The 25,854-nt window shown below is 42.5% G+C and carries 21 protein-coding genes and 1 pseudogene; 9 read left to right on the forward strand and 13 right to left on the reverse strand.

Annotated features, from left to right (window positions below):
- Window positions 1–427: 427 nt before the first annotated feature.
- The 5 genes and pseudogenes from EYW48_RS18475 to EYW48_RS18495 all read right to left on the reverse strand — a co-directional run.
- Entirely contained in the window at window positions 428–1,369 is a 942-nt protein-coding gene (locus tag EYW48_RS18475; RefSeq protein ID WP_277432811.1) for a hypothetical protein, read from the reverse strand.
- A gap of 11 nt (window positions 1,370–1,380) precedes the next feature.
- On the reverse strand, window positions 1,381–3,213 hold the full coding sequence (locus tag EYW48_RS18480) for a hypothetical protein (RefSeq protein ID WP_277432812.1): 1,833 nt from the start codon (window positions 3,211–3,213) through the stop codon (window positions 1,381–1,383).
- A gap of 10 nt (window positions 3,214–3,223) precedes the next feature.
- Window positions 3,224–4,303, reverse strand: a complete 1,080-nt coding sequence (locus EYW48_RS18485) for a hypothetical protein (RefSeq protein WP_277432813.1) — start codon at window positions 4,301–4,303, stop codon at window positions 3,224–3,226.
- The gene (locus EYW48_RS18490) at window positions 4,296–5,360 is read right to left on the reverse strand and encodes a DNA cytosine methyltransferase (protein ID WP_277432814.1); all 1,065 of its coding nucleotides are present in this window, start codon (window positions 5,358–5,360) and stop codon (window positions 4,296–4,298) included. The genes EYW48_RS18485 and EYW48_RS18490 overlap by 8 nt, the downstream gene beginning before the upstream one ends.
- Window positions 5,361–5,554: 194 nt before the next feature.
- A pseudogene (locus tag EYW48_RS18495) lies at window positions 5,555–5,698 on the reverse strand (transcription elongation factor GreB); the annotation flags it as partial.
- A 153-nt stretch (window positions 5,699–5,851) separates the two neighbouring features.
- Here EYW48_RS18495 and ompR point away from each other — a divergent pair.
- Window positions 5,852–6,571 carry a two-component system response regulator OmpR gene (gene ompR / locus EYW48_RS18500; protein ID WP_053312223.1) on the forward strand — a complete coding sequence of 240 codons (720 nt, stop codon included), beginning with the start codon at window positions 5,852–5,854 and terminating at the stop codon, window positions 6,569–6,571.
- Between the two features lie 59 nt (window positions 6,572–6,630).
- Window positions 6,631–7,935, forward strand: a complete 1,305-nt coding sequence (gene envZ, locus EYW48_RS18505; protein WP_053312222.1) for a two-component system sensor histidine kinase EnvZ — start codon at window positions 6,631–6,633, stop codon at window positions 7,933–7,935.
- 99 nt (window positions 7,936–8,034) lie between these two features.
- On the opposite strand, the gene EYW48_RS18510 is transcribed toward envZ, so the two are convergent.
- The 6 genes from EYW48_RS18510 to gmk form a co-directional block, all read right to left on the reverse strand.
- Window positions 8,035–9,429, reverse strand: coding sequence for a uracil-xanthine permease family protein (locus tag EYW48_RS18510; protein WP_053312221.1), 1,395 nt, complete (start codon window positions 9,427–9,429; stop codon window positions 8,035–8,037).
- Window positions 9,430–9,648: 219 nt separating this feature from the next.
- Entirely contained in the window at window positions 9,649–11,727 is a 2,079-nt protein-coding gene (gene recG, locus EYW48_RS18515) for an ATP-dependent DNA helicase RecG (protein ID WP_277432815.1), read from the reverse strand.
- A gap of 84 nt (window positions 11,728–11,811) precedes the next feature.
- Window positions 11,812–12,498 carry a tRNA (guanosine(18)-2'-O)-methyltransferase TrmH gene (gene trmH, locus EYW48_RS18520; RefSeq protein ID WP_274672425.1) on the reverse strand — a complete coding sequence of 229 codons (687 nt, stop codon included), beginning with the start codon at window positions 12,496–12,498 and terminating at the stop codon, window positions 11,812–11,814.
- Window positions 12,499–12,565: 67 nt separating this feature from the next.
- A complete protein-coding gene (spoT, locus tag EYW48_RS18525; RefSeq protein WP_277432816.1) occupies window positions 12,566–14,686 on the reverse strand; it encodes a bifunctional GTP diphosphokinase/guanosine-3',5'-bis pyrophosphate 3'-pyrophosphohydrolase in 2,121 nt (706 codons plus the stop codon).
- 39 nt (window positions 14,687–14,725) lie between these two features.
- Window positions 14,726–14,998: a DNA-directed RNA polymerase subunit omega gene (rpoZ, locus tag EYW48_RS18530; RefSeq protein ID WP_053312218.1), complete on the reverse strand. Its 273-nt coding sequence runs from the start codon at window positions 14,996–14,998 to the stop codon at window positions 14,726–14,728.
- Window positions 14,999–15,104: 106 nt separating this feature from the next.
- Entirely contained in the window at window positions 15,105–15,728 is a 624-nt protein-coding gene (gmk, locus tag EYW48_RS18535; RefSeq protein ID WP_277432817.1) for a guanylate kinase, read from the reverse strand.
- Between the two features lie 389 nt (window positions 15,729–16,117).
- Between gmk and EYW48_RS18540 the strand changes: the two genes are divergently transcribed.
- Window positions 16,118–16,792, forward strand: coding sequence for a 7-cyano-7-deazaguanine/7-aminomethyl-7-deazaguanine transporter (locus tag EYW48_RS18540; protein WP_168523646.1), 675 nt, complete (start codon window positions 16,118–16,120; stop codon window positions 16,790–16,792).
- A gap of 73 nt (window positions 16,793–16,865) precedes the next feature.
- Here EYW48_RS18540 and gppA read toward each other — a convergent pair whose 3' ends face one another.
- Window positions 16,866–18,359: a guanosine-5'-triphosphate,3'-diphosphate diphosphatase gene (gppA, locus tag EYW48_RS18545; RefSeq protein ID WP_171981285.1), complete on the reverse strand. Its 1,494-nt coding sequence runs from the start codon at window positions 18,357–18,359 to the stop codon at window positions 16,866–16,868.
- 7 nt (window positions 18,360–18,366) lie between these two features.
- Window positions 18,367–19,677: an ATP-dependent RNA helicase RhlB gene (gene rhlB, locus EYW48_RS18550; RefSeq protein ID WP_171981284.1), complete on the reverse strand. Its 1,311-nt coding sequence runs from the start codon at window positions 19,675–19,677 to the stop codon at window positions 18,367–18,369.
- Window positions 19,678–19,788: 111 nt separating this feature from the next.
- Between rhlB and trxA the strand changes: the two genes are divergently transcribed.
- From trxA to fre, 6 genes are all read left to right on the forward strand, one after another.
- Window positions 19,789–20,115: a thioredoxin TrxA gene (gene trxA, locus EYW48_RS18555; protein ID WP_053312213.1), complete on the forward strand. Its 327-nt coding sequence runs from the start codon at window positions 19,789–19,791 to the stop codon at window positions 20,113–20,115.
- A gap of 197 nt (window positions 20,116–20,312) precedes the next feature.
- Entirely contained in the window at window positions 20,313–21,572 is a 1,260-nt protein-coding gene (gene rho, locus EYW48_RS18560) for a transcription termination factor Rho (RefSeq protein WP_053312212.1), read from the forward strand.
- 107 nt (window positions 21,573–21,679) lie between these two features.
- Window positions 21,680–22,675, forward strand: coding sequence for a hypothetical protein (locus EYW48_RS18565; protein ID WP_277432818.1), 996 nt, complete (start codon window positions 21,680–21,682; stop codon window positions 22,673–22,675).
- Window positions 22,676–22,752: 77 nt separating this feature from the next.
- Window positions 22,753–24,609, forward strand: coding sequence for a 4-hydroxy-3-polyprenylbenzoate decarboxylase (gene ubiD, locus EYW48_RS18570; protein ID WP_261915901.1), 1,857 nt, complete (start codon window positions 22,753–22,755; stop codon window positions 24,607–24,609).
- On the forward strand, window positions 24,606–24,875 hold the full coding sequence (locus EYW48_RS18575; RefSeq protein WP_171981281.1) for a 2Fe-2S iron-sulfur cluster-binding protein: 270 nt from the start codon (window positions 24,606–24,608) through the stop codon (window positions 24,873–24,875). The genes ubiD and EYW48_RS18575 overlap by 4 nt, the downstream gene beginning before the upstream one ends.
- Window positions 24,876–24,889: 14 nt before the next feature.
- Window positions 24,890–25,600, forward strand: coding sequence for an NAD(P)H-flavin reductase (gene fre, locus EYW48_RS18580; protein WP_277432819.1), 711 nt, complete (start codon window positions 24,890–24,892; stop codon window positions 25,598–25,600).
- Window positions 25,601–25,854 lie beyond the last annotated feature (254 nt).

Consider the following 25,854-nt stretch of genomic DNA (forward strand, 5'->3'; position numbering starts at 1 on the left):
TACTCTACGATTACATGGTCAAATGTATGAAAGAACTGGCAAAGCCAGAGCCTGATATTAACTCTCTTCTGCCTTGGAACGTCTCACACTGAAATTAAAACGCCCCGTGGGATTATGGGGCGCATACACTGTATTTCTATAAACGATAAGTTCTTCAGCTTTCGAGCCTATCGTACACAACCTGTAGTCACTACTCCATGAGCAAAAAAGGACACAGCTATAGAATGGTCTCGGTAGGCTTCTTTGTGTAACTGCGCCAAGTTCAATTTATTGATATCACTTCCGAGTCGACAGGAAATAACGACTCAATGAAAAAAGAGATACCCGAACCCCTAATTAATATTAATCAATTTAGTCAGAAATTACTAATTATCAGGTATCAAATTAATTCTACATCGGAATTGCAAAAACCATTGATGTAGGGCGCTTAAAAACTGAATATACTAACAGTATCGCTACATTTAGAATAATCAGAAATATTTCTAAACATTGGTTCAATGTGACAAATTTTTACTGTTTCATTCTCTAACGATGTCATGGCCGCAGCGATTGAAGAAACTTTTGTATTCATTGAACAGAGTGTAACATTCTTATCGCTGTGTAGTTCAATTTCTTGAGATATGGATTTTTTTGCATCAAAATAATCTGAACAGGAGAACTCAAATGTTGATATTTTATCCGCTGAAATCAGTTTTGAGGCAAAACTCTTTATCTGATCCAGATATTCTGCATTAATATCTTCAAAGTTTCCCTGATAAGCCGACGTACCAATTCCTAAGGACAGTGATGTCGGCTCCAAATCTCTAATTAAAGTTTTCGCAAGCTCAAAATCAAACCCTACCAAAAGAATTAAGTGCTGTTCATTACACGAGGGGTTAGATTTCCCCGGATAACCTAGTGCTGTTGAAATCCTATTATAACTACTATCTGAAGAAGAAATACTATCAATGTTATATTCGGAAGCACCTGTGTAAGCAAAAATAACTTTCTCGTTAAGACCCAACATATGAATCTGACAGATTATAGAGTAAAGAGCAAGTTGAGGGATGCAAGTAATATCAATAACAGCTTTCGAAGTTTTAAGACTTTGAATTTTGCTTACGATATTATTGTAAATACCATTCCACTGTTCTACTTGTTCCTCACATAAAATATCAACCATATACATCTTTCTAGTGTCAATTTCATCATAACGAATAAGTTCATCAGTAAGCTTACCAAATCTATCAATTAATATAACTTCTTTTATATCGCTGTCTTGTAGTTTAATCAGAACTCTTTTCCAGCGCTCTTCAAAACCATTAGAGCAAATGAACAATTCGATATTTTTTGGAAATAAATCTGTGCTGTTATTTATATCTTTCTTCACAATTTCATTCCTTATAAAAGTGAGCCTTGAACCGGTTCGTTCATTTCATCATGTAAGTTATCATTACTCTTATCTATGTATTCAATACCTTGATTTTTAAGGCTATTAATGAATGATTTTGGCTCGTTTATTGCTTGGTGTAAAAAATGACTCTGCAATGATTTATATCCGGAGAAACCCATCGGATCTAAATTAAAATAAGGTGCTAGTCTGCGAGTCATTACGTACAACTTAGTACGTCCAAAGCCTTCTTTAGTTCCAACATAGGATTCAAAGAGTAGACCTTCTTGAATTCCAAGATGAATAACCTGATTGAGCTCCTCTGAAATGTTTTCACTATCAGAAATTACAAACGAAAAAAACTTTCTTTCAGAACGTCCGGAAATTAATGCCGCATAAAAAATAGAACCTATACTATGTATTAAATGTCTTAGTTTTTTGATCTTTATAAATTCAATGTTGTTGTTATCATCATTTGCTATTTTATCTACATGATGAAATAACAACATATCAGATTCATCTCTAAGAACTTTATTTTGAATTGTAGGTGGTATGAAGTTAACTTCATTATTAATGGCATCAAGTGCAGCTTGAGAATACATTTTTGAAGCAGCATCTAAAAAATAACGAATAACACCAGAAGATACATGTACAAGTTGATCAAAACCAGCATACTTATATTTGTTTCTATTTTTTGATATGCCACCAAGAGATTTAATATAGTCTGGTCTAGCATATCGATAAGCATTATCCGATAATCGAGAACTACCTCCCTTAATATTGCCCGTCCTGTACTTCTTTGCTATTTCATCTATGGCACTTTCTTGTATAGTATCTTTCGCAAAGAACTCCCTTGGATCTATTTTTATATTTGGATTTAACGTTGAAAAGAGCTCAATTCTTTTTTTAGTAACTTCATAAACCCAGTCGGAATAGCGCTCTTTTTTTGAACCAGTTTGAACTTTAGAGTAGGTTAATTCTTTGTAATCATGAGGTGTTTCAATTCTTCGCCCTGATTGAGTATCATATGTCTTGTAGTTCATTTGAGTGGAGATCTTAAACGATAAGAAATCCGTTGTACGGTAGGAAACCCAAGTATTTAAAATCTTAGTTTGTTCAATATTCAGGTTGTCTGCATCATCAATTAGAAAAAACACAGGAGCTTCTGGCATGAATGATAATTTCTGAACACTTTCTACGATAGGAAGAAAAGCTTCATAAAAACTAAATAATGGACTTTCAAAATGTACTTGATTTTGTTCTAAACCGTGGAGAAGGCTACGATTCAGGAAACGAATGCACTGGTTATAATTTTTGTCAAAAAAATGCACAAGAAAATCAAGTTTATTATTTGAGAAACGGCCATCAATATTTGATAAATCAATAGTATCTTCCAGACCTGCATCTTCTAGTATGTAATAAAATTCTTTCCGAATGTAATCTTCAACTTCATCCTGTGAATCGATCACACAATGCTTTCTGATTTCGGCAAATAATCTCGACAGGAAGTAACAAACCATTACATGCTCAGCAATAATTATTTTCGAAGTACTGTTTTTGAGTAAGCTAAAATCTACAATATCTATAGCAGTTTTCTTAATCGATGTGTAAACGCCAAAAAAAGGAAGCTGATTTACAGGAAGATTATGATGTAGCGTCTGGCAATCAGGCGCAAGACGTCGAAACATCATAGTCTTACCACACCCTCTGTGGCCATGTAGGAAGACATGCCCCTTGCTTTCTAAAGACAATGATTCAGCTTGTGGAACAAATAAACTATTAATATCTTCAGCACTCATTTGTTCTGGTGTTTCAACTGAGAACGGATTGACAAAACTAAGCAATTTCTAGTCCTTATACTTGGGACAACTGTTTAATGTTATCCATTGTCATAAACTCTTTCACTTCAATTGAAAGAATATCTTCACTACTTCCTGGGTAGTCCCTCTCTTTTAAAGTGAACTGTCTGCGCTCTAGTGACTCCATATCATCATATTCATCGAATTTAACAATTTCGACATCAACAGATACTTCTCTAACGTTAGCACCGTCAGGTAAAAACCTTGAACAATACCTTCGTTCTATTTCTGTTTTTTGAATCCTTTCAAGAAAGAAGTCTGGTAGCGTTTTTACTATGTTAGGGTTTTCAGCAGATAATTTGTAGGTTTTCACCAAGTCTTCCACGTCAAGAGTAAAATGAATACGCAATGTTTGATTTTGGACAACACTTGATGTTATGGAACGAGCAAACTTGTGGAATATCAGATTATGTTCAGGAATCGCAGCATCTCCGCCAGAAGGCGCTCTAAAGCGGTTTTCACATACTTCATCGGCAAACCTAACAATTGCAGCAATCTTTTTAAAGTCAACCGCTCCTAGATGTCCATCTCCCCCTGTTTCTTGCATCAGACCAATAGTGTCCTTACTTCCGCAGTGGCGTTTTCCGCCATGAGCACCACCAATAATCGCTACTTTTTTTGCTTCGATTCGATCCTTTGATAGATGGGGGACGCCATACTCTTTGATTACTTTTAGAATGTTCTTCTCGTGGTTTTCCCGGCCATAAATATTACCAACATCATGTAGTCTAATTCCCAGAAGGAGAAGGTATAGCTCATATGGAGTTAAAACCCATTGATTCTTAGTAACCTTATCGGCAATTTGCTCTAGTTCACCATCATGGTGAAGGTTTAGCATCTGTCCAGCATATAGCACTACAGTGTCAAAGTGCTCCTTACCGTGATCAGTATATAGCCCTTGCTCTCCCGAATTTGCCGAAAGGCCTGCATTAATAGCGTCGTAAACATTACGTCTCAAGTCTCCGACTATCTCTTGATAAGCATCAAAGTAGTTTTTTTTTGGATCAGGAAAACCTGTACGTTTTTCAGCAACTTTTTGCAGAAGAGATTCTAAGAATTGTAAGTTATTAGCCATTGTTACTCATAATTTGTTTGAAAATTGACTCAGAAAGTAGTGGAGGAACTGCGTTACCTACTTGTTGCTGTTGAAACCCAATCGAGCCAGTGAATTGAAAGGTATCGGGAAACGATTGAATTCTAGCAGCTTCACGTACAGACAAACCTCTGTCTTGGTCAGGGTGTATTAACATATTCTTTCTATAGTTGCCTATTACAACAGAGGGCATGTTGCTGTTCAAGCGTTTGTATATTCCAGTGTGGCATCGAGACTTATCTTTGTAGTTACCCATTAAATGGTCTGGAATGTTTTCCCAATTTCCGCCTTGGGGTATGTGCTTGTAGCGTTCAACTATTAACGACGAGTTTCGAGTTACAAGATTATTCGTACAGAGATTTCCACTAACTCCTCTCCTCATAAGTTTGCTAAACGAAGAAACAGGATCACTTTGGTATGGTCTTGTACAAACATTTGCACCATTCTCCAATTTAGGTAGATCCAAAATAGCATCAGCTACAGTAACCGGGGAATTGGTTGTTTTCGAAGGAAAAGAGAAGTTGTGGACGATTCTAGAAGCAACAATGAAATACCTATCTCTTTTTTGAGGTACACCATAATCTCTAGCATTGAGGATATTTTCTTCACACTTGTAACCAAGAGCTTGTAAGGACGCAATTACTGTCTTGGCAAACTTACCTTGTTCTGTTTCCAGAATTCCTTTTACATTTTCAAACACCACCCACTCTGGGTCATAAAGCCTTATAACTCGAAGGAATTCTTCAAAGAGCCAGTTGTTGCTATTATTTACATTTCGAGTTTTTTGATTTGATGTAGAAAAACCTTGACAAGGGGGACCGCCAAATACAACGATAGGCTCATCTTTGGCGTCGACCAGCTCTATTTTGTCAAAGTTTTTAATATCTCCATTATAGAAGCCAGCTTTCGGCTTATGGTTTAAAAGATAAGTTTGGGCAGCATGCTTATCTAATTCCACTACAACTTGAACATCTATCCCAGCCTTGCTCGCACCTAACGACATTCCACCAGCGCCAGCAAACAAATCAATACCAATCATTAGTTATCTCACAATTACTATTAGGCGCAGCGTATATCTATAAGCTTCAATCGTCAATAATGGTAACTAGAAAACTTCTATGAAATGGGGGAGCACTCAAAAGTTAGTATGCATCTTTTAGTACATATACTAATAAATTATACATGTTAATAAGTAACTTGAAGTAATTAGTATATTAATTCAGCTACTAAGGGATGATCCGCATTTTCACTGCGATCACCAAGACTTGCAGCCCACGTCACTTTTTTGGTCACTTCGGGGCGTTCTTCACGCCACAAAAAGTCCAATTCTTGTTTGAGACGGTTAAAGCCTTCACGCGTAATTAGGTTTGTCTTCATAGTCCTGACGTTCCTTGGTTGAAACTGTCCGCTACATTAGCTAAAAAAGACATAAACGTTAACAATTCTTTCAGCGACTTTAGTCAGAACGGTGTTACATTTTACTAACTCGGTTGGATATTGGCTCGAGTTAAGAATTAGGTGGGATCATAGATGCAAGAAAACTATAAAATTTTAGTGGTTGATGACGATGCACGCTTGCGTTCATTGCTTGAACGTTACCTATCGGAACAAGGTTTTCTTGTTCGTAGTGTGGCAAACAGTGAGCAGATGGACCGCCTGTTAACTCGTGAAAACTTCCATTTGATGGTATTGGACTTAATGTTACCTGGTGAAGATGGGCTATCCATTTGTCGCCGTTTGCGTAATGCCAACAATATGCTGCCAATTTTAATGCTTACTGCGAAAGGCGACGAAGTGGATCGCATTGTCGGGTTAGAAGTTGGAGCCGATGATTATTTACCAAAACCGTTCAATCCACGTGAGCTATTGGCTCGAATTAAAGCGGTATTGCGTCGTCAAGTGATTGAAGCACCGGGAGCTCCGAGCGCTGAAGAGTCGGTGATTGAATTTGGTGAATTCCGCCTAAATTTAGGCACGCGTGAAATGTTTCGTGGTGATGAACCAATGCCACTCACATCCGGTGAGTTTGCGGTATTGAAAACTTTAGTGACCAATGCGCGTGAGCCAATGTCTCGTGACAAACTGATGAACATGGCGCGCGGTCGTGAATATTCCGCAATGGAGCGTTCTATCGACGTGCAGATTTCCCGTTTACGTCGCATGCTTGAAGTTGATCCAAGCAAACCTCGATATATTCAAACCGTTTGGGGACTTGGTTACGTCTTTGTCCCAGATGGTAAAGAGTCTTAAGATTTAACGAGCTCCTGAATGGTTACCATCAGGAGCTTTTTTCACAGCAAGGTCTTCGTATGCGTATTCGCAGCTCGTTCACTCAATCGATTCTACTTTTCTTTTCATTACTCATTGCTAGCCAAATGTACTCTTACTATGCGGTGTTCAATTATGCTTTGATGCCAAGTTTGCAGCAGTTCAATAAAATTCTCGGGCATGAAATTAACCTCATGCTCGATGATGCAGCCAGCGATACTGATGGGCTGGATATGGATGCTCCACAGCGCCGCCGTGTGTTAGAGCAGTTAGGGGTAACCATTCATGCTGAAGGCAGTGAAATTGCACAAGAGTATGAACAGGCGCTTAGTATTGATTTGATGAGTGAGGAGATGACTCATGAGCTCGGCTCTCCCACTGATGTACGTATGATGCTCGGCAAAGAGAGTTACATTTTATGGATAAAAGTGGAGTCGTTCCCTGGATCATTGATTCGAATCCCGCTGTCTGAGTTGCAAAAGGAAGATTTTTCACCGTTATTTCGCAACAGTTTGCTGATGGCGATTTTTATTGTTGTCGGCGGGTGGTTGTTTATCCGTTTACAAAATCGTCCTTTAATTGCACTAGAAAAAGCGGCTAAGGCGGTGGGGCGAGGTGACCATCCACCGCCATTACCAGTAAAAGGGACATCGGAAATTCGTTCCGTCACAGTGGCGTTTAACCAAATGTCACAAGGGATACAAGCCTTAGAGGAAGATAGAGCATTACTGATGGCAGGCATAAGCCATGATCTACGCACGCCATTGACGCGTATTCGTCTTGCGACGGAGATGATGTCACCTCAAGACAGCTATCTAGCGGAAGGGATCATCAGTGATACCGAGGAGTGCAATGAGATCATCAGTCAATTTATGGATTATCTAAAACCGGTCAATATCCAGACATTTGAGAAGGTTGATCTCAATGAGATAGCCAACGATGTCGCAACTGCTGAAGGGGGATATGAGATAAAGATTGATGTCTCTTTGCATTCATCGATGCAGACCGCTTTCGGTAACCCCATTGCAATTAAGCGTGCGGTGAGTAACTTGGTGGTGAATGCGATTCGTTATGGAAATGGATGGGTAAAAGTCAGCACGGGCACCACTGCCGATAATAAAATGGCGTGGATATGTGTTGAAGATAATGGTCCCGGTATTGAGCCTAGCCAAGTGAGTAAAGTATTTGAACCTTTTACGCGTGGAGATACTGCACGAGGCAGCGAAGGGACCGGATTGGGGCTTGCGATCGTCAAACGTATTGTCGGACAGCACCATGGTAGCGTGACGGTTCGTAATCGCAGTGAAGGTGGTTTGAAAGCGCAGATCAGCTTCCCAACTAAATGAAGTTAACGCAACATCGTTCAATATCCTATCGTGATATTCGATCGATAAATCGATAGTAATAAAAATGGGCTCATCTGAGCCCATTGTTGTATTGGCTGGTTAATTCGATTTCATCTCTTCTAAGAGGCCATCTTCTTCTGGCAATCTTTCTGGCAAAATTAGATTAAGCAAAATAGCGGTAATACCGCCAGCGGCTACGCCAGATGAGAAAATACTCTTAATGAATTCAGGCATGAATTGTAAGATTTCAGGTTTTTGAGCAATACCTAAGCCCATCGAAAATGACAGTGCCATGATCAAAATGGCGCGGCGGTCGAGTTCAACACGCGAAATAATACGCACTCCAGCGGCTGCGATTGTGCCAAACATAACAATGGTCGCACCGCCTAATACTGGTTCAGGAATCAACTGCACAAAGCTGGCAACACCTGGGAATAAACCAAGTAGCACTAACATTGCTGAGATAAAATAACCCACGTAGCGGCTTGCTACGCCAGTTAGCATGATCACGCCGTTGTTTTGGCTAAAGGTTGAATTGGGGAAACTATTAAATACCGCTGCCAGTGCAGAGTTTAGACCATCGGCTAAGACGCCGCCTTTAATCCGCTTCATGTAGATCGGTCCTTTTACAGGCTCTCCTGACACCTCTGATGTAGCGGTGATATCACCAATTGCTTCGAGAGCGGTGATCAAGAAAATTAGTACTAATGGAATAAATAGCGACCAATCAAAACCGAGACCAAACTGCATTGGTATTGGTAGTGCAATGGTTGCTGTTTCACCTAATGAGGAGGTGTCTATCATGCCCATGAAGTACGCCATCACATAACCGGTGAGCATCGCAATCACGATCGAGGCAACACGAATGTAAGGGTTGCTTGAGCGGTTCAGTAGCACAATCAGCCCCAATACGGTTCCAGCTAGCGCCAGTTTATCTAGGCTGCCAAAGGTTCCGTCGCTTAAAGCGGCGTAACCGCCCCCCATTGAGACCAAACCAACTTGTACTAACGTCAGGCCAATCAGTGTGACTACAATGCCAGAGACCAAGGGCGTAATGACTCGGCGTGCGTATTCTAAAACGCGAGATAGTAAAATTTCAGCAAAAGAGGCGACCAAAATGGTGCCGAAGATTGCGGCCATCATGGTTGATATATCCGCGCCGCCCGCTTTTAGTGATAAGCCAGCGCCAATAATCGGACCAAGAAAATTAAAGCTGGTCCCTTGAATTGACAATAACCCTGAGCCAATTGGGCCAATGGTACGAATTTGAATGAAAGAGGATAAACCAGACGCGAACAATGACATGCTAATAATGGTGTTGGTTTGTTCTGGCGACACACCGAGAGCTTGGCAGATGATTAATGATGGCGTAATAACGGCAACAAACATGGCCAGTAAGTGTTGTAGGGCCGCAAAAATCGTTTGTGGCAGTGGCGGTCGATCATTGAGTTGATAAACCAAGTCAGACTTACGCGAAGCGTTTTGGGTAGTCATAGTGTTTTCCTAATTGTGCATAGTAGCTTAGAGCCCGCTGAATGGGAGCGCTAAGTGGAGCAGATACGTCATCTGTGATTGCTGTTAGTCAGAATCCGCTCGGACTGGGAGTGGTGAGTCGCTCACCAAAAAAATTGGCGAAATTATAGAGGCTTTATTGTGAAAAGCAAACGTTTGCTTTTGGTGGAGGGCCAAATTAATATGCAAAGGAGTCACGTACTAAGCTTTAGCGTAAACGTCTTTATCACCGAGCCAGCGTTCAATAATCGCGGTGGCGTTACTTGGATAGTGGTCGTGTAAATAACGTGCGATACGCTGTACTTCAGGTATTAAGCGCTGATCACGGATTAAATCGGCAATCTTAAAATCAGCCAAACCAGTTTGCTTGGTGCCGAGTAATTCACCCGGGCCACGGATTTCTAAATCACGCTGGGCAATCACAAAACCATCATTGCTTTCGCGCAATACCGCGAGTCTTTTTTGTGCCGTTTTAGAGAGTGGAGCGTGGTAAAGCAATACACAATGGCTGGCGACGGAACCGCGTCCAACGCGTCCACGCAATTGATGTAGTTGAGCTAAACCTAAGCGTTCTGGGTTCTCAATGATCATTAAACTCGAATTGGGTACATCAACACCTACTTCAATAACGGTGGTGGCGACCAGTAAGTGTAGCTCGTTGTCTTTGAACGCTTTCATCACCGCCTGTTTTTCAGCTGGCTTCATTCTGCCATGCACTAAGCCAATTTTGACATCGGGCAATGTTCGTTGCAGTTCTTCAGCGGTATCTGCCGCAGCTTGTGCTTCTAATACTTCTGATTCATCAATTAAGGTACAAACCCAATAGGCTTGTTTTCCTTCATTGAGGCAGGCGTTACGCACTCGTTCGACGATGTCATCACGTTTGGTATCAGGAATGGCGACCGTTTGAATGGGGGTTCGCCCCGGTGGCAGTTCATCAATCACTGAGGTTTCTAAGTCAGCATAGGCGGTCATGGCCAGTGTGCGTGGAATCGGTGTGGCCGTCATGATTAGCTGATGCGGATAAGCCCCTTGTTTGGCTCCTTTTTCTCGTAGTTCCAAACGCTGGTGGACACCAAAGCGATGTTGTTCATCAATGATCACCAGAGCCAAATGGTGGAATTGCACATGTTCTTGGAACAGTGCGTGAGTACCTACTACCATTTTTGCCTCGCCGCTAGCAATACGCGCAAGTTCAGTTTCTTTGGCTTTTCCTTTTAGTTTACCCGCCAGCCAGCCAACAGAAATGCCCATATTTTCAAACCAGTTGGCAAAATTGATCGCATGCTGCTCGGCCAGTAATTCGGTAGGGGCCATTAACGCAACCTGATATCCATGTTCTATCGTGCGTAGAGCGGCCAACGCTGCCACCAATGTTTTACCGGAACCAACATCACCTTGAACCAAGCGCATCATCGGGTGTGGTTTGGCAAGGTCAGCTTCGATCTCTTGCACCACACGTGTCTGAGCATTGGTTGGCGAAAAAGGCAGTTGTTTAAGTAGTTGCTGTTTGAGGTTTGCAGATTCTGTCAGTGGCAGTGCAATATCTTGTTGCCCTTGGCTACGAACCGCCAACATCGAAAGATTCTGCGCAAGTAATTCTTCGATGATTAAGCGAATTTGTGCCGGGTGTTTACCTTCATCAAACAGTTCGAGATTGATGTCAGTTGGTGGGCGATGGACGATGTGCAGCGCTTGGGCTAGCGTTAATTGGTGATCGTATAAACCGGAAGGCAGTAACTCTTGTACTGCGGCTTTATCGAGTAAATCGAGAGCTTGATCTGTTAGGGTGCGCAGTGTCAGTTGGCGCAGACCATCGGTGGTTGGGTAAACCGGTGTTAAGCTGGCTTCAATATCTGGTTGCTGCTGTGGGACATGGAATTTGTAATCAGGGTGGACAATTTCTAATCCAAAACCACCGCGCTTTATTTCGCCGTAAGCGTGTACTAACTTACCTTCAGAAAAGTTATTTTTCATTCCTGCTGTGAAATTAAAAAAACGCAGCGTGATCGTACCATTGCCATCGCTGATTTTAACCGTCAGCATTTTACGTTTACCAAATACCGTATCAACGGTCATCACTTTACCCTGTACAGCAGCCCAAAGCCCAGGGTGAAGTTTGGCTATTGGGTAGATACGAGTTCGGTCTTCGTAGCGTAAAGGAAGATGAAACAGCAGATCTTGAACGTTATTCAAGCCAATTTTACTGAGCTTCTCAGCCACTTTTGCCCCCACTCCAGAGAGTGAGGTTAAAGGAATTGCAGAAAGTAGCTGTGACATAAAGTGGCTCGTTAACAGTTCATTTTGTTGTTATTCAATCATCTAACTGTTTTTTTGTACAGGATAAAATAAGGTGAGTTGAGGTTACTTGCTTTGCATCGCCTGCCACCAAGCTTCATCCGCCACAATTTGTCCTACATGGTCTAATTCGGGGTAGGGTAACCCCTTACGCTTGGCCACTTTGGCTAAGACTGGATGACCACGTTCAAAAATAATGCGTTGAATGGTTTGCTCCGGTAGGAGACTCTTTTCTCGGTCATACATGCCTGCCGCTTGGCGTTGACGCTGTGCTTCATACAGAATCAAAGCACTGGCGACAGAAACATTGAGAGATTGCACCATACCTACCATGGGAATGATGATGTCTTGGTCTGCGAGATCTAACGCTTGTTGAGTGATCCCATTTTTTTCGCCGCCTAAAATGATGGCGGTCGGTTTGGTGTAATCAATCTCTCTAAAATCCACAGCGCTATCTGATAAATGCGTCACTAATACCTGCATGCCTTGGTTTTTTAATTCACTTACCGTATCGCCGATGGTGTCATGGGTATCGACCTCGACCCAGTTTCTTGCCCCCGCTGAAGTATGGGCTAGAGTACGCATTTTTTTGTCTGGCCACACGGCATGAATTTTATGTAAGCCAGTTGCATCCGCGGTGCGGATAACCGCTGACACATTGTTGGGTTTGTGAACTTCCTCTAGGCATAGGGTGAGGTCTGGTTGACGAGCTTTTAATACTTGTTGGATTCGTTGGTATCGTTCGATATTCATAAAAAATTTAGCTTGTATGGAAATAAAAATGCCCTTGAGCATCAGCATCAAGGGCACGTTTTGATCTTTAGTTCTTTCTACGTCGCACTTTGAGTGCATGAGGCATCACGCGAATTTTCTTCATAATGCCAGCCAAGTGAATGCGATCTTTTGTGGTCAGTAGTACCGTTACCGTATACAAACGACCATCACGCTCTTCTGTTGATAGACCATGAATGTTTGATCCCGTTTTTGAGATCACATTGGTCAATGCCGCTAAAGCACCTTGGTGGTTTTGCATATCCACTTTAAGCTCGGTAATGAACTCTTGGTCGTAATCTTTTGACCATTCCACTGCCATGTATTTGTCCGGTTCTCGTTGGTAGCCACGGACATTCGGACAAGTTTCACGGTGCACGACTAAACCACGTCCCGGAGAGACATGAGCAATGATGTGATCATCTGGAATAGGGTGACAGCAGTTCGCAAAGGTCAGCAAAATTCCTTCAGCGCCACGGATTGGTAGTTTTTTCCTCGGCTTTCCATCACTGCTTTGCACTTCGGTTAGTTCATCAGCATCGCCCAATAAGCGGCGCGCAATTACAATGCTCATTAGTTCGCCCAAACCAATGGCAGCAAGGAGATCATCGACGGAGGCAATTTTCAGTTCGCTTAATACGTGTTTGATATTGCTCTCATTGATATCACTCAGTGAGAGATCGCCCAACGCGTGGTTTAGTAAGCGGCGGCCGAGAGTGATTGACTCTTCGCGACGCATCGTTTTGAGTACTTGACGGATCTTCGTACGAGCACGAGAGGTTACTACGTAGTTGAGCCAAGCGGCGTTAGGACGAGCACCAGGTGCACTGATGATTTCTATCGTTTGGCCATTCTTTAGGGCTTTGCTCAGTGGGTATGGGTTGCGATCTACACGTGTACCAACACAAGTATTGCCAACGTCGGTATGAACTGCGTAAGCAAAATCAACGGCGGTTGCACCGACAGGTAGCTCAACAATGCGACCTTTTGGAGTAAAGACATAAATCTCATCAGGGAAGAGATCAGATTTTACGTTTTCAATAAATTCAAATGAGTTACCAGCACTTTGTTGAAGCTCAAGTAGGCTTTGCATCCAACGCTGCGCTTTGATTTGCGCAGTGGTACCAGTACGGTCACCATTGCCTTTATAAGACCAATGCGCCGCAACCCCTTTGTCCGCCATTTGATCCATATCTTCCGTTCGGATTTGGACTTCAACAGGCACACCGTGAGGGCCAACCATTGAGGTATGAAGTGATTGATAGCCATTCGCTTTTGGTACGGCAATATAATCCTTCATACGACCTGGACGAGGCTTGTAAAGGCTGTGTACTTGTCCTAACACGCGATAGCATGTATCGGCGCTATCAACGATGACACGAAATGCGTAGATATCCATGATGGTGTGAAAGCGCTGCTCTTTGGTTTTCATCTTGTTGTAGATAGAGAACAGGTTTTTTTCACGGCCAACCACGCGAACTTGCAGGTTAACGTCTTGCAGACGGCCTTCAATTTCACTATGGATACGCTGGATCATCTCTTTTCGATTACCACGCGCTGACTTTACCACTTCTTTTAGAACACGATAGCGATTGGGATACAGTGCTTCAAAGCCAAGCTCTTCGAGTTCAGTCTTAATATTATGGATGCCCAAACGATGAGCAAGTGGGGCGTAAATCTCTAGCGTTTCGCGGGCAATACGACGTTTTTTATCAGGTCGCAGAGCGCCCAGCGTGCGCATGTTATGTGTGCGGTCAGCAAGTTTGATAAGAATAACGCGAATATCTTGCACCATGGCGAGCACCATCTTACGAAAGTTCTCTGCTTGTGCTTCTTTGCGGTCACGGAATTTAAGTTTGTCGAGCTTGGAAACGCCATCCACCAGTTCTGCAACGGCATGGCCAAATTGATTTTCGAGATCGTCTTTGGTGACGTCGCAATCTTCAATGACATCATGTAGCAATGCCGCTTGAAGCGTTTCTAAATCCAGACGCATTTCGGCCAAGATACGAGAAACAGCAACAGGGTGAATGATATAAGGCTCGCCGCTAGAACGTGTCTGCCCTTCATGAGCCTCACGTGCGACAACATAAGATTGACGCAGAGCCTCAACTTGAGGCTCTGTTAGATATTCTTGTACAACGTCTTTAAGGCTATCAAATAGGTACAAATTATAGGCCCGGAAGGTTGTTGAATTTGAATGTCAGAATTAACGGTTGTGAGCGATGCTGCTTACTGCGGCTAATTCTGCTGCTTCTTGCTCTTGTTGCTCTTGACGCTCACGTGCATCAAGTACATCTTTCGTGATAAGACCTTCTTCAATTTCGCGAAGAGCGATAACTGTCGTCTTATCGTTCTCTTCTGGCACAAGTGAATCTTTACCGCCAGTTTGCATTTGACGTGCGCGGCGAGCCGCAATCAGAACTAGGTCGAAACGGTTGCCAACTTTTTCAACAGCGTCTTGAACAGTTACGCGTGCCATGAGAACTCCAAATAGTTAACTAAATTTTTGAATGACGAGAAAGTATACAGCCTAACGATACTAGATTCTAGCAATTAGACTGCTCTATATCAGTTTGTGGCTGAGGTTATTCAGCCAATAGTGCTTTAAGCATGCCGTTATATTTAGCAGCTTGCTTGTCTTGCTTCAATCTTTCTGCTCGAATGATGGCTTTAAAATCAATCAGGGCAGTGTCGAAATCATCGTTAATGATCAAATAATCGTATTCATCATAATGAGAAATTTCAGATTTTGCTTCAGCCATGCGTTTTGCAATAACCGCTTCGCTGTCTTGACCACGAGTGTTAAGGCGACGCTCTAATTCACCGTTTGATGGCGGCAAAATGAATACGCTTTTTGCAAGTGGCATCTGCTCTCGAATTTGACGGGCACCTTGCCAGTCAATGTCCAAGAACACATCAATTCCTTTATCTAAGTTATTTTCAATCCAAACACGAGAAGTACCGTAGTAGTTACCAAACACTTCCGCATGCTCTAAAAATTCACCCTGGGCAATGAGTGTTTCAAACTGCTCTTTTTGAACAAAGTGGTAGTGTACGCCATCTTGTTCGCCAGGACGCATGTCGCGAGTAGTATGGGAAACAGACACTTTCATTGCATAAGCTGGGTTGGTTTCCAACATTGCAGAGATCAAGCTAGATTTGCCTGCGCCACTCGGTGCAGAGACGATATAAAGAGTACCTTTGCCCATCAGTTCTGTTCCACTTTAAGGTTTGGATTGAACGTTGATAATACGTCTATCAACATTATAAAAGATAGCACTGACCACGACAGTCACATCAAGTTTGATGGAAAATTAGGCCAGAAAAAATGGAGGCGAAGAGTAGCATGATCTTTCAGATCTTCACAAGAGAAAGCTTGATCCCAAGCGATAAAGGAAAATACCAGTGACTCTAAAAATAGCGTAAAGAAAGTTTATTGGCTTAAACGTTTGCTTTTTTTGAGTTACTTGCAGCGTAAATTGATTAATGTATAATCGCCGCCCGCTGAGTTTTCATGCTCAGTCATACCATTTATTCGCAGAAGATTTTTCTTCAATTTGGGTTCCCTCGCCCCCAAAACAAACTAAAAAGGTACAGTATGAATAACTTTACCCCTGCGCAGCAGCGCAAAGCTTTGGCACTATTGGTGCTGTTTCATTTGATCATTATTGCTTCAAGCAACTACCTTGTTCAATTACCCTTTACGGTGTTTGGTTTCCATACCACTTGGGGCGCATTTACATTTCCGTTTATTTTTCTAGCGACAGACTTAACCGTGCGTATTTTTGGTGCGCCATTAGCTCGTAAGATTATCTTCTTAGTGATGTTACCGGCATTGGCAGTGTCGTACTTTTTGTCGGTGGTGTTCTTTGAAGGTCAATATCAAGGAGTGGCTCACCTACAGGAATTTAACCTGTTTGTCGCGCGGATTGCGATTGCGAGCTTTATGGCTTACTTGCTTGGACAAATTATGGATGTTCATGTCTTTAACCGCTTACGCCAAATGAAGCAGTGGTGGGTGGCACCGACCTGTTCGACGCTATTTGGCAATGCTCTCGATACCATCGCCTTTTTTGCTATTGCATTTTACCAAAGCCCAGATCCATTTATGGCCGAGCATTGGACTGAAATCGCGTTGGTTGATTACGGTTTTAAACTGGTGATTAGTTTAGGTTTATTTGTACCTATGTACGGTGTGTTACTGAATTATTTAATTAAGAAGCTGACGGCAGTGAACCCTGGTTTTCGTGCAGTTGGTATGAAAGCGCAATAAGTTTCTCTATAAATAGTTCCAAATATAAAAAGCCCGAGTATGGTGAGTGCTCGGGCTTTTTATTGATATTGTTTTAGCTATTTTCGATAGCTAGCGGCCAACCAATATCGGTTTGACGGTTAGCCTCTATTTCTAATTCTGCTGCAGTAAGAGGATTGGCTTTTAACCAACTTGCTTGCAAAGTGAGTGTGAGCTGATCGTCTTGCGCATGAAGCGTGAAGGTCGGCTCTAACTGACTATTTCGGCGATGGCTAAGTAATACCGCGAGGCGTAGCAGGCGTAAAACTCGTTTACCACTGTTTGCAGAAAGCGCGTGTTGTTCTGGCAATGAATAAAGCTGTTCACGATAACGGCGTACTACTTCAGCTAAAAAGTGTTTTTGTGCCCGCGTATAACCGGGTAAATCGAGGTTTTGTAGTAGGTAGGCGCTGTGTTCGCCCCCTTTTTTGAAATCTATTGCTAAGCCGATTTCATGTAATTGTGCTGCCGTTGATAGCAGCATTGCAGCTTGTGGTTCCGCAACCCAATCTTCACCACCACACTGTTGCAGTAGTGATAATGTCAGTTTAGAAACTTGCTGGGCGTATTCAGTATCAATTTGATATCGAGCTTGCACACTGTTAATCGTACGAGCTCGAATATCGTTTTGGCGTAATTCGTCGACCATCTCATAAACTAAGCCTTCGCGTAGTGCGCCTCCAGCTAAAGTCATCGACTCAATGTTGAGTAACTCAAAGATAGCAATCAAAATGGAAAGACCACTTGGGAAAACTAACGCTCTCTCTAGGGTTAAGCCTTCGATCTCTAGCTCTTCTAAATGGTCGGCCAACATTGCTTGTTTTTGTAAGCGTTTGAGCTTGGCATGAGTGATTACCTCATCCATACCTTGCGCTAACATAATTTCTTGTAGTGCTTGTACTGTGCCGCTGGCACCGACACAAACATTCCATCCCAACTGAGAGTATTGCTCAAGAATTGGTTCTAGAGTTTGCTTGGCAGCTTCAATCGCTTGATTGAAATTGGTGACGTTGAGCTGTCGATCTTTAAAATGACGTTCAAGCCAAGTTACACAACCCATTTTTAGACTGGTTAGGGCTTTGGCTTCAAAACCTTCACCAATAATGAGTTCGGTACTGGCACCACCAATATCGACCACTAAGCGACGTCCTAAGCCACCAGAAGTATGAGCTACCCCTTTGTAGATAGTGGCAGCTTCTTCTTCACCAGAGATAACGTTAATTTGATGGCCCAATATGCTATTGGCTTTGGCTAAGAACAAATCAACGTTAGTCGCAGTGCGCAGTGTGGCAGTACCAACAATACGAATATTGCTGGCGGGTATGTCTTGTAGTCGTTCCGCAAATAAGCTTAAGCAGTCCCATCCTCTTTGCATGGCTTCATGGCTGAGTTGGTTGTTATCGTTTAACCCAGCAGCTAAGCGAACCTTACGCTTTATTTTGGCCATGGTCTGCACACTACCATTGATATGACGCACAATGAGCATATGAAAACTGTTCGACCCAAGGTCGATGGCAGCATAGAGTGGAGAGGAGGCGGCTTTACTCATAAATGAACTAAGAACTCTTATTCTGATGCGGTTGACGTGGTCGACGGTTTTGCGGCTTGCGATTATTGCCAGAACGAGGACCGTTATTATTGGTACGACGTTGTTGCGGGTTACGACTACGCATACGTATTGGTGCTGGAAGGTCTTCAATGAGAGCTGAAGCATCGTAGTCGGATACAGGAATCGCGTGTCCGGTGTATTCTTCAATCGCCGTTAAGTTAATGGCATATTCTTCACATGCAAAACTGATGGAATGACCACTTGCTCCTGCACGACCGGTACGGCCAATGCGGTGAACGTAATCTTCGCAATCGTCGGGTAAATCATAGTTAAATACGTGAGTTACTTGTGGAATATGCAAACCACGAGCGGCGACATCTGTCGCGACAAGTATATCAACTTCACCAGTTGTGAATTGCTCAAGGATTTTTTCACGTTTTTTCTGTGGAACATCACCCGTTAGCAAACCTACACGGTGACCATCTGCAGCTAAGTGTCCCCAGATTGAATCACAACGGTATTTGGTATTAGCAAAAATAATGGCGCGCTCTGGCCAATCTTCTTCGATAATGGTCTGTAATAAGGCCATCTTGTGTTCATTAGAAGGGTAGAAAAGCTCTTCTTGAATACGATGACCCGTTTTTTGCTCAGGTTCTACTACCACGTGCTCAGGGTTGTTCATGTGTTCAAAAGCTAACTCTTGCACACGATATGACAAGGTTGCTGAAAACAGCATGTTCAAACGATCTTTTGGTTCTGGCATACGGCGGAACAAGAAACGAATATCTTTAATAAAACCAAGGTCGAACATGCGATCGGCTTCATCAAGTACAACAGCTTGAATGTTGTTTAAGTTAAATACGTGCTGCTTGTAGAAATCAATGATACGGCCAGTGGTACCGATCAATACATCCACACCACCTTGTAACTTAGTTAGCTGTTTATCATAGCTTTCACCACCATAAGCTAACGCGGCTTTAATACCAGTGCTAGCAATTAGCGGTTCTGCATCATTGTAAATCTGGATTGCTAACTCACGCGTAGGAGCCATGATAATGGCACGAGGCTGAGTCGGTTTACGTCCCTCATGTTCAGGGGTGGTAAGCAAATGGTTAAAAGTAGCAGTAAGAAACGCAAGCGTTTTACCAGTCCCTGTTTGGGCCTGGCCTGCAATGTCTTGGCCGGTGAGCAGTACCGGCAACGCCAAGGCTTGGATCGGGGTACAATAATCGAACCCTTTTTTCTCCAATCCTTCAACAACTTGAGGGTTTAATCCCAAATCGGCGAACTTTTGCTCTGTGATATGCGTCTTTTTCATTGCTATAGAATATCAGCTTAAGCTTGCAATACGAAAGTAAATACATTCCAATAGAGCATCTATTTACTGGTTAGCTTACAACCAGTTCAGAAAAACACATTGGAGTGGAAGATGAGCGATAAGATTTTGCAGCTTACGGATGAAGGTTTTGAGAACGATGTAATCAAAGCTGCAGGCCCAGTTCTTGTTGATTTTTGGGCAGAATGGTGTGGTCCTTGTAAGATGATTGCCCCAATTCTGGATGAAATTGCAGAAGAGTACGAAGGCAAACTGACTATCGGTAAATTAAATATCGACCACAACGCAGGTACTCCACCTAAGTTTGGTATTCGTGGCATCCCAACGCTATTGCTGTTTAAAAATGGTAGTGTTGCAGCAACGAAAGTAGGCGCGCTATCAAAAACTCAGTTAAAAGAGTTTTTGGACGCTAACCTATAACTGGTATCATAAGGCCGTACATTTTTGATGTACGGCTTTGTTTTTTGAAATTAAACAAACTCTAGACTAGGCTAGTATTTAGTGCTAGTTTATCGCACGTTAATTAGACAAGTGTTCACTTCTTGGTCGATCCTGAGACCAAAATCCATCTTAACTAGAAAATAGATCCTATTTTGACTAAACAAGTATCCACCACAATGAATCTAACAGAATTGAAGAACAGACCAGTGTCTGATCTTGTGAAACTTGGTGAGAGCCTAGGCCTCGAAAACCTAGCGCGTCTAAGAAAACAAGACATTATCTTCTCCATCCTAAAAGCGCACGCAAAAAGTGGTGAAGACATATTTGGCGACGGGGTCTTGGAAATTCTTCAAGACGGTTTTGGTTTTCTTCGCAGTGCCGACAGCTCATACCTAGCTGGCCCTGACGATATCTACGTATCACCAAGCCAAATTCGTCGTTTCAACTTACGCACTGGTGACTCAGTAGCGGGTAAAATTCGTCCACCCAAAGAAGGTGAGCGTTACTTTGCTTTGCTGAAAGTTAACACGGTTAACCGTGATAAGCCTGATAACGCACGTAACAAAATCTTATTCGAGAACTTAACACCTCTTCACGCTAACGAGCGTATGATCATGGAGCGTGGTAATGGTTCGACAGAAGATATTACCGCACGTGTTCTTGATCTAGCTTCACCTATCGGTAAAGGCCAGCGTGGTTTGATTGTTGCTCCGCCAAAAGCGGGTAAAACCATGTTGCTACAGAACATCGCACAAAGTATTGCTAACAACCACCCTGAGTGTGAGTTGATGGTACTGCTTATTGATGAACGCCCTGAAGAAGTTACTGAAATGCAACGTTTGGTAAAAGGTGAAGTGATTGCATCGACGTTTGATGAACCTGCTTCCCGCCACGTTCAAGTTGCTGAAATGGTAATTGAAAAAGCGAAGCGTCTGGTTGAGCATAAGAAAGACGTTGTTATCTTGCTTGACTCAATTACTCGCTTAGCTCGTGCTTACAACACCGTTGTTCCTTCATCTGGTAAGGTACTGACTGGTGGTGTCGACGCTAACGCATTGCATCGTCCTAAACGTTTCTTCGGTGCCGCTCGTAATGTCGAAGAGGGTGGTAGTTTAACCATTATCGCGACTGCGCTTGTGGATACAGGCTCTAAAATGGATGAAGTTATCTACGAAGAGTTCAAAGGTACAGGTAACATGGAACTGCACCTTAACCGTAAGATTGCAGAAAAACGTGTCTTCCCAGCGATTGATTTCAACCGCAGTGGTACTCGTCGTGAAGAGTTGTTAACTAAGACCGATGAACTGCAAAAAATGTGGATTCTACGTAAGATCGTTCATCCTATGGGTGAGTCGGATGCGATGGAATTCCTTATTGATAAGCTTGCAATGACGAAAACTAACGATGAGTTTTTTGATGCAATGCGTCGTCAATAACGACAGCTAAGTTATACTTTGCGAACGCCACCTACTTAGGTGGCGTTTTTATTTGCATTATCCTCAGTAACCTTTCACAATGGATGAAATGTTACAAGGAGGTTAACATGCAACAAGGAATGTTGTCGTCACTTCTCCTTTCGGCTGTTTTGTTGCAGGCGACGCCCACAGCGTTGGCAATTGAAATGCCGTCAGCTAATGCCCAACAATGGCTACAAGAAGAATCAATTCGCAATAAAACCGCGGAATTACTGCAGTATGCGATGCTTGATGAAGTTGATTCTCTGAATTTTGCGTTACAGCGATTAGCATTACCGCAGCAAGAAGCTGTGCGTTTTCTTTTGTTGCAGAAAATAGAGCAGTTGAATCTCACTTTAACGCCGAAAATGCTTATCTTTGTCGAATCTCAACAAGCAATAGTACCGACTTATCAAGTAGTGGAAAAAGAAGAGGGGTATGAATTTTCAACGCCTGCTTTTAATTCTCCCTCTATAGCAAACCGCCTAATTAAAAAGCAGCAGCAAGAGCAAACCATTCTCGATTTTTTGATCAAGGTAGAGCAGAAAGATTTGATATTAAAAACCTGGCTATCTGGTAGTGCCAATCAGGTGCGTATACGAGAAGCGTTATTGATCCGTGAATTAGACCGTTTATCAACGGAAGCGCTTTTGTATCTTGCCGCTCAATTGACCTCTGAATCGGTGACAAGTTGGTTGCCATCTTCTCAAGTGATGGTGCGTTTAGCTCAAGTGAGCGAAAATCCAGACATATATAAGTTGCTCTGGCTAATGCGGGCTGACTTCCATCTTGAACAAGAATTGGTTCGTCTAGCTAGTGTTGGTAACGAGTTTGCCATCAATCAGATAATACTAGCCAGTGAAAACCCAAGCTTAAAAATACAAGCGATTGATGAGTTAGTCCGAATAGAGCCGATGCCACCGTTAGTTCGTGAGTTTTTGATCGCAAAAATGTCGACCAATGATGATGTAACTCTTGTAGCTAGTGCATTAGTTGAACAAGGGCAGTCAAATTGGCTGAAAGAATTAGTATCTAGTAATCATCGAGTAAAAAGTCATAATATTTTGCAGGTGCTCTCGCAATAACCTCATTAAAATTGGGGATCGTCTCACGTTTGTTTTTGGTATACTGCATGCAGTTTAACCAGCCATGCAGTAGGCCTATGAGTTTTAAGGATTTACGTGAGTTCATTGACCACCTAGAAAAAATCGGTCAATTGAAGCGTATAACTCACCCCATCGACCCTCATTATGAAATGACGGAGATCAGCGATCGTATTTTACGTGCAGCTGGTCCTGCTTTGTTGTTTGAAAATCCTATCGGTTACGATTTTCCCGTACTGACCAACCTATTCGGTACGCCAGAGCGTGTGGCTATTGGTATGGGGCGTCAAGAGGTTCAAGAACTACGAGAAGTAGGTAAATTGTTGGCTTATCTCAAAGAGCCGGAGCCACCGAAAGGTTTTAAGGATGCGATTGATAAGCTACCAGTTTTTAAACAGGTGCTTAATATGCCGACTAAACGTTTGCGTAAAGCATTTTGCCAAGAAGTGATCTGGCAGGGTGAGCAAGTTGATCTAGATAAAATTCCAGTGATGAGTTGTTGGGCTGACGATGTTGCACCGCTCCTTACTTGGGGTTTAACGGTGACCAAAGGGCCGAATAAGAAGAGACAAAATCTCGGGATTTATCGTCAGCAGAAGCTAGGTAAAAATAAAATTATCATGCGCTGGCTTGCTCACCGAGGTGGTGCTCTGGATCTAAGAGATTGGATGGAAACTCACCCTGGGGAAAATTTCCCAGTTTCTGTGGCCTTTGGTGCAGATCCTGCAACCATTCTAGGCGCGGTAACCCCCGTTCCCGATACACTTTCTGAGTACGCTTTTGCAGGCTTGCTCCGTGGTAGCAAAACCGAAGTCGTTAAATCAATTAGCAATGATCTAGACGTGCCTGCCAGTGCTGAAATTGTGCTGGAAGGCTACATCGATCCAAACGAATTTGCTGATGAAGGACCTTATGGTGATCACACTGGTTACTATAATGAAGTAGAAAAACATCATGTATTTACCATCACTCATATTACGATGCGTAAAAATCCAATCTATCACAGTACTTACACGGGGCGTCCGCCGGATGAACCTGCTGTGTTAGGAGTGGCACTAAATGAGGTTTTCGTACCAATACTCCAAAAGCAATTCCCTGAAATTGTTGACTTCTATTTACCACCCGAAGGTTGTTCGTATCGAATGGCTGTGGTGACAATGAAGAAACAATATCCTGGCCATGCGAAACGGGTCATGATGGGAGTATGGTCATTCCTACGTCAATTTATGTATACCAAATATGTTATTGTTTGTGATGAATCGGTGAATGCCCGAGATTGGAGCTCAGTAACACAAGCGATGACAGAGCATATGGAGCCAGTTCGAGATACATTGTTCATTGAACACACTCCGATTGATTCATTAGACTTTGCTTCTCCGGTTGTTGGTTTAGGCTCAAAGATGGGCTTCGATGCAACCATAAAATGGGATGTAGAATCGTTAAGTTCCGCCGAAGTATTGGAATTGGAAACAGCAAGTATTTGCTCTGAGCATATAGAACAGTTAAAAACACTGCATCCAGAAATTATTGATGTCTACCTGCCGTTAGCACCTCAAGATAATCGCTTTGTAACTATCACGATGAAGAAGCAAAGCGCAGGACAATCTATAGCAGTATTACAAGGTGTTTGGTCATTCTTAGAGCGGTTCACTGATGCAAAATTTATTGTGCTGTGTGATGAAGATGTTAATGCCAGTGACTGGAATGATGTAATCTGGGCTATCACCACTCGCATGGATCCTGCGCGCGATACTATCCAGCTCAAAGCACAATCAGGCCGATGTTCTAAATTGGCTTTAGATGCAACTAATAAATTAGGTGATGAGGTTCAAAGGGAGTGGGGAACACCAATTAAAAAAGATGCGCAACTTGTCGGTAAAATTGATTCATTGTGGGATGAGTTAGGTATTTTATGACCTACAGCGTGATCTTGCTGCCTAAAGGCGATAGTTTCGATGTTCAAGACAGACAAACAGTATTGGAAGCTGCACTTAATAATAACATCAGCTTTCCGAACCGCTGTCATATAGGCGCATGCGCTATGTGTATGTGCAAAAAATTAGAAGGTGAAGTGGAATACAACCTTGAACCAATGTTGACGGATAGTGAGCAACAACAAGGTTGGATATTCCCTTGCCTAGCTTTTGCAAAAAGTAATTTAGTACTTACTTTCGCTGAGTAAGTAAGAGGAAGAACATGTCCATTCAATGTAAAGTGCAGTCTATTGAACCATTAGCTTGTAATACGTATAAAATAATCCTTAACCCCGAAACAGCTTTGGCCTTCAAAGCTGGACAGTATTTGATGGTTGAAATGGGTGAAAAAGATAAACGTCCATTTTCAATTGCAAGTAGTCCTTGCCGCCATAATGGTGAGTTGGAATTGCATATTGGTGCAGCAGAGCACAATGCTTATGCATTTGAAGTTGTAGAAATGATGAAAGCGGTTTTGAATGGCAATGGAACGGTAAGTATCGATGCTCCACACGGTGAGGCATGGCTCAAAGAAAGTGAGCGACCTCTGCTTTTGATTGCAGGAGGGACAGGCTTTAGCTATGTGCGTTCAATCCTCGATCAATGTATAAGTCGAAATAAAACAACACCTATCTATTTATACTGGGGAGCCAAAGATAGCTGCCAGTTGTATGCGCAAGATGAACTAAAGGATATTGCACAGCAATTTGATAACATACATTTTGTGCCTGTTGTTGAAAACGCAGATGAAGTGTGGAACGGTAAAGTTGGTAATGTACTTCAGGCAATTAATGAAGACTTTGAGTCTCTAGAAGACTACGATATCTATATCGCAGGTCGTTTTGAAATGGCAGGCTCGGCAAGAGAACAGTTTACTCAGTATAAACAAGCCAAAAGTGATCGAATGTTCGCTGATGCATATGCTTTTATATAAACATTGCTATTCAATCATAACTAAGAGAAGGCTAAAAACCTTCTTTTGTGCGCTTTCGACGTATATTTAATCAAACAACCTGTTTTTATCAGTTTTTATTAAAAACCGCTTGCACTCATCTTCGTTATCCCTATAATGCCGCCTCACTGACACGGCACAGCCAGTAAGGGTTCAAGCCCCACTAGCCAGTCAATCAGTAGGTCAAATCGGTAAGACGAAATAATTTAAAAAAGTGTTTGACACAAAAAATTATC

This window comes from Vibrio sp. 1180_3, from assembly GCF_029478545.1.
Classification (GTDB): Bacteria; Pseudomonadota; Gammaproteobacteria; order Enterobacterales; family Vibrionaceae; genus Vibrio; species Vibrio aestuarianus.

What these genes read in the sequence shown, in the direction of transcription:
- rho (WP_053312212.1), top strand. Translation starts at nt 20,313, where the DNA reads ATGAATCTAACAGAATTGAAGAACAGACCAGTGTCTGATCTTGTGAAA.
- EYW48_RS18540 (WP_168523646.1), top strand. Translation starts at nt 16,118, where the DNA reads ATGAATAACTTTACCCCTGCGCAGCAGCGCAAAGCTTTGGCACTATTG.
- recG (WP_277432815.1), bottom strand. Translation starts at nt 11,727, where the DNA reads ATGTCACAGCTACTTTCTGCAATTCCTTTAACCTCACTCTCTGGAGTG.
- trmH (WP_274672425.1), bottom strand. Translation starts at nt 12,498, where the DNA reads ATGAATATCGAACGATACCAACGAATCCAACAAGTATTAAAAGCTCGT.
- fre (WP_277432819.1), top strand. Translation starts at nt 24,890, where the DNA reads ATGTCCATTCAATGTAAAGTGCAGTCTATTGAACCATTAGCTTGTAAT.
- envZ (WP_053312222.1), top strand. Translation starts at nt 6,631, where the DNA reads ATGCGTATTCGCAGCTCGTTCACTCAATCGATTCTACTTTTCTTTTCA.
- ompR (WP_053312223.1), top strand. Translation starts at nt 5,852, where the DNA reads ATGCAAGAAAACTATAAAATTTTAGTGGTTGATGACGATGCACGCTTG.
- EYW48_RS18510 (WP_053312221.1), bottom strand. Translation starts at nt 9,429, where the DNA reads ATGACTACCCAAAACGCTTCGCGTAAGTCTGACTTGGTTTATCAACTC.
- ubiD (WP_261915901.1), top strand. Translation starts at nt 22,753, where the DNA reads ATGAGTTTTAAGGATTTACGTGAGTTCATTGACCACCTAGAAAAAATC.
- EYW48_RS18565 (WP_277432818.1), top strand. Translation starts at nt 21,680, where the DNA reads ATGCAACAAGGAATGTTGTCGTCACTTCTCCTTTCGGCTGTTTTGTTG.
- gmk (WP_277432817.1), bottom strand. Translation starts at nt 15,728, where the DNA reads ATGGGCAAAGGTACTCTTTATATCGTCTCTGCACCGAGTGGCGCAGGC.
- gppA (WP_171981285.1), bottom strand. Translation starts at nt 18,359, where the DNA reads ATGAGTAAAGCCGCCTCCTCTCCACTCTATGCTGCCATCGACCTTGGG.
- EYW48_RS18490 (WP_277432814.1), bottom strand. Translation starts at nt 5,360, where the DNA reads ATGATTGGTATTGATTTGTTTGCTGGCGCTGGTGGAATGTCGTTAGGT.
- rhlB (WP_171981284.1), bottom strand. Translation starts at nt 19,677, where the DNA reads ATGAAAAAGACGCATATCACAGAGCAAAAGTTCGCCGATTTGGGATTA.
- EYW48_RS18575 (WP_171981281.1), top strand. Translation starts at nt 24,606, where the DNA reads ATGACCTACAGCGTGATCTTGCTGCCTAAAGGCGATAGTTTCGATGTT.
- trxA (WP_053312213.1), top strand. Translation starts at nt 19,789, where the DNA reads ATGAGCGATAAGATTTTGCAGCTTACGGATGAAGGTTTTGAGAACGAT.
- rpoZ (WP_053312218.1), bottom strand. Translation starts at nt 14,998, where the DNA reads ATGGCACGCGTAACTGTTCAAGACGCTGTTGAAAAAGTTGGCAACCGT.
- EYW48_RS18485 (WP_277432813.1), bottom strand. Translation starts at nt 4,303, where the DNA reads ATGGCTAATAACTTACAATTCTTAGAATCTCTTCTGCAAAAAGTTGCT.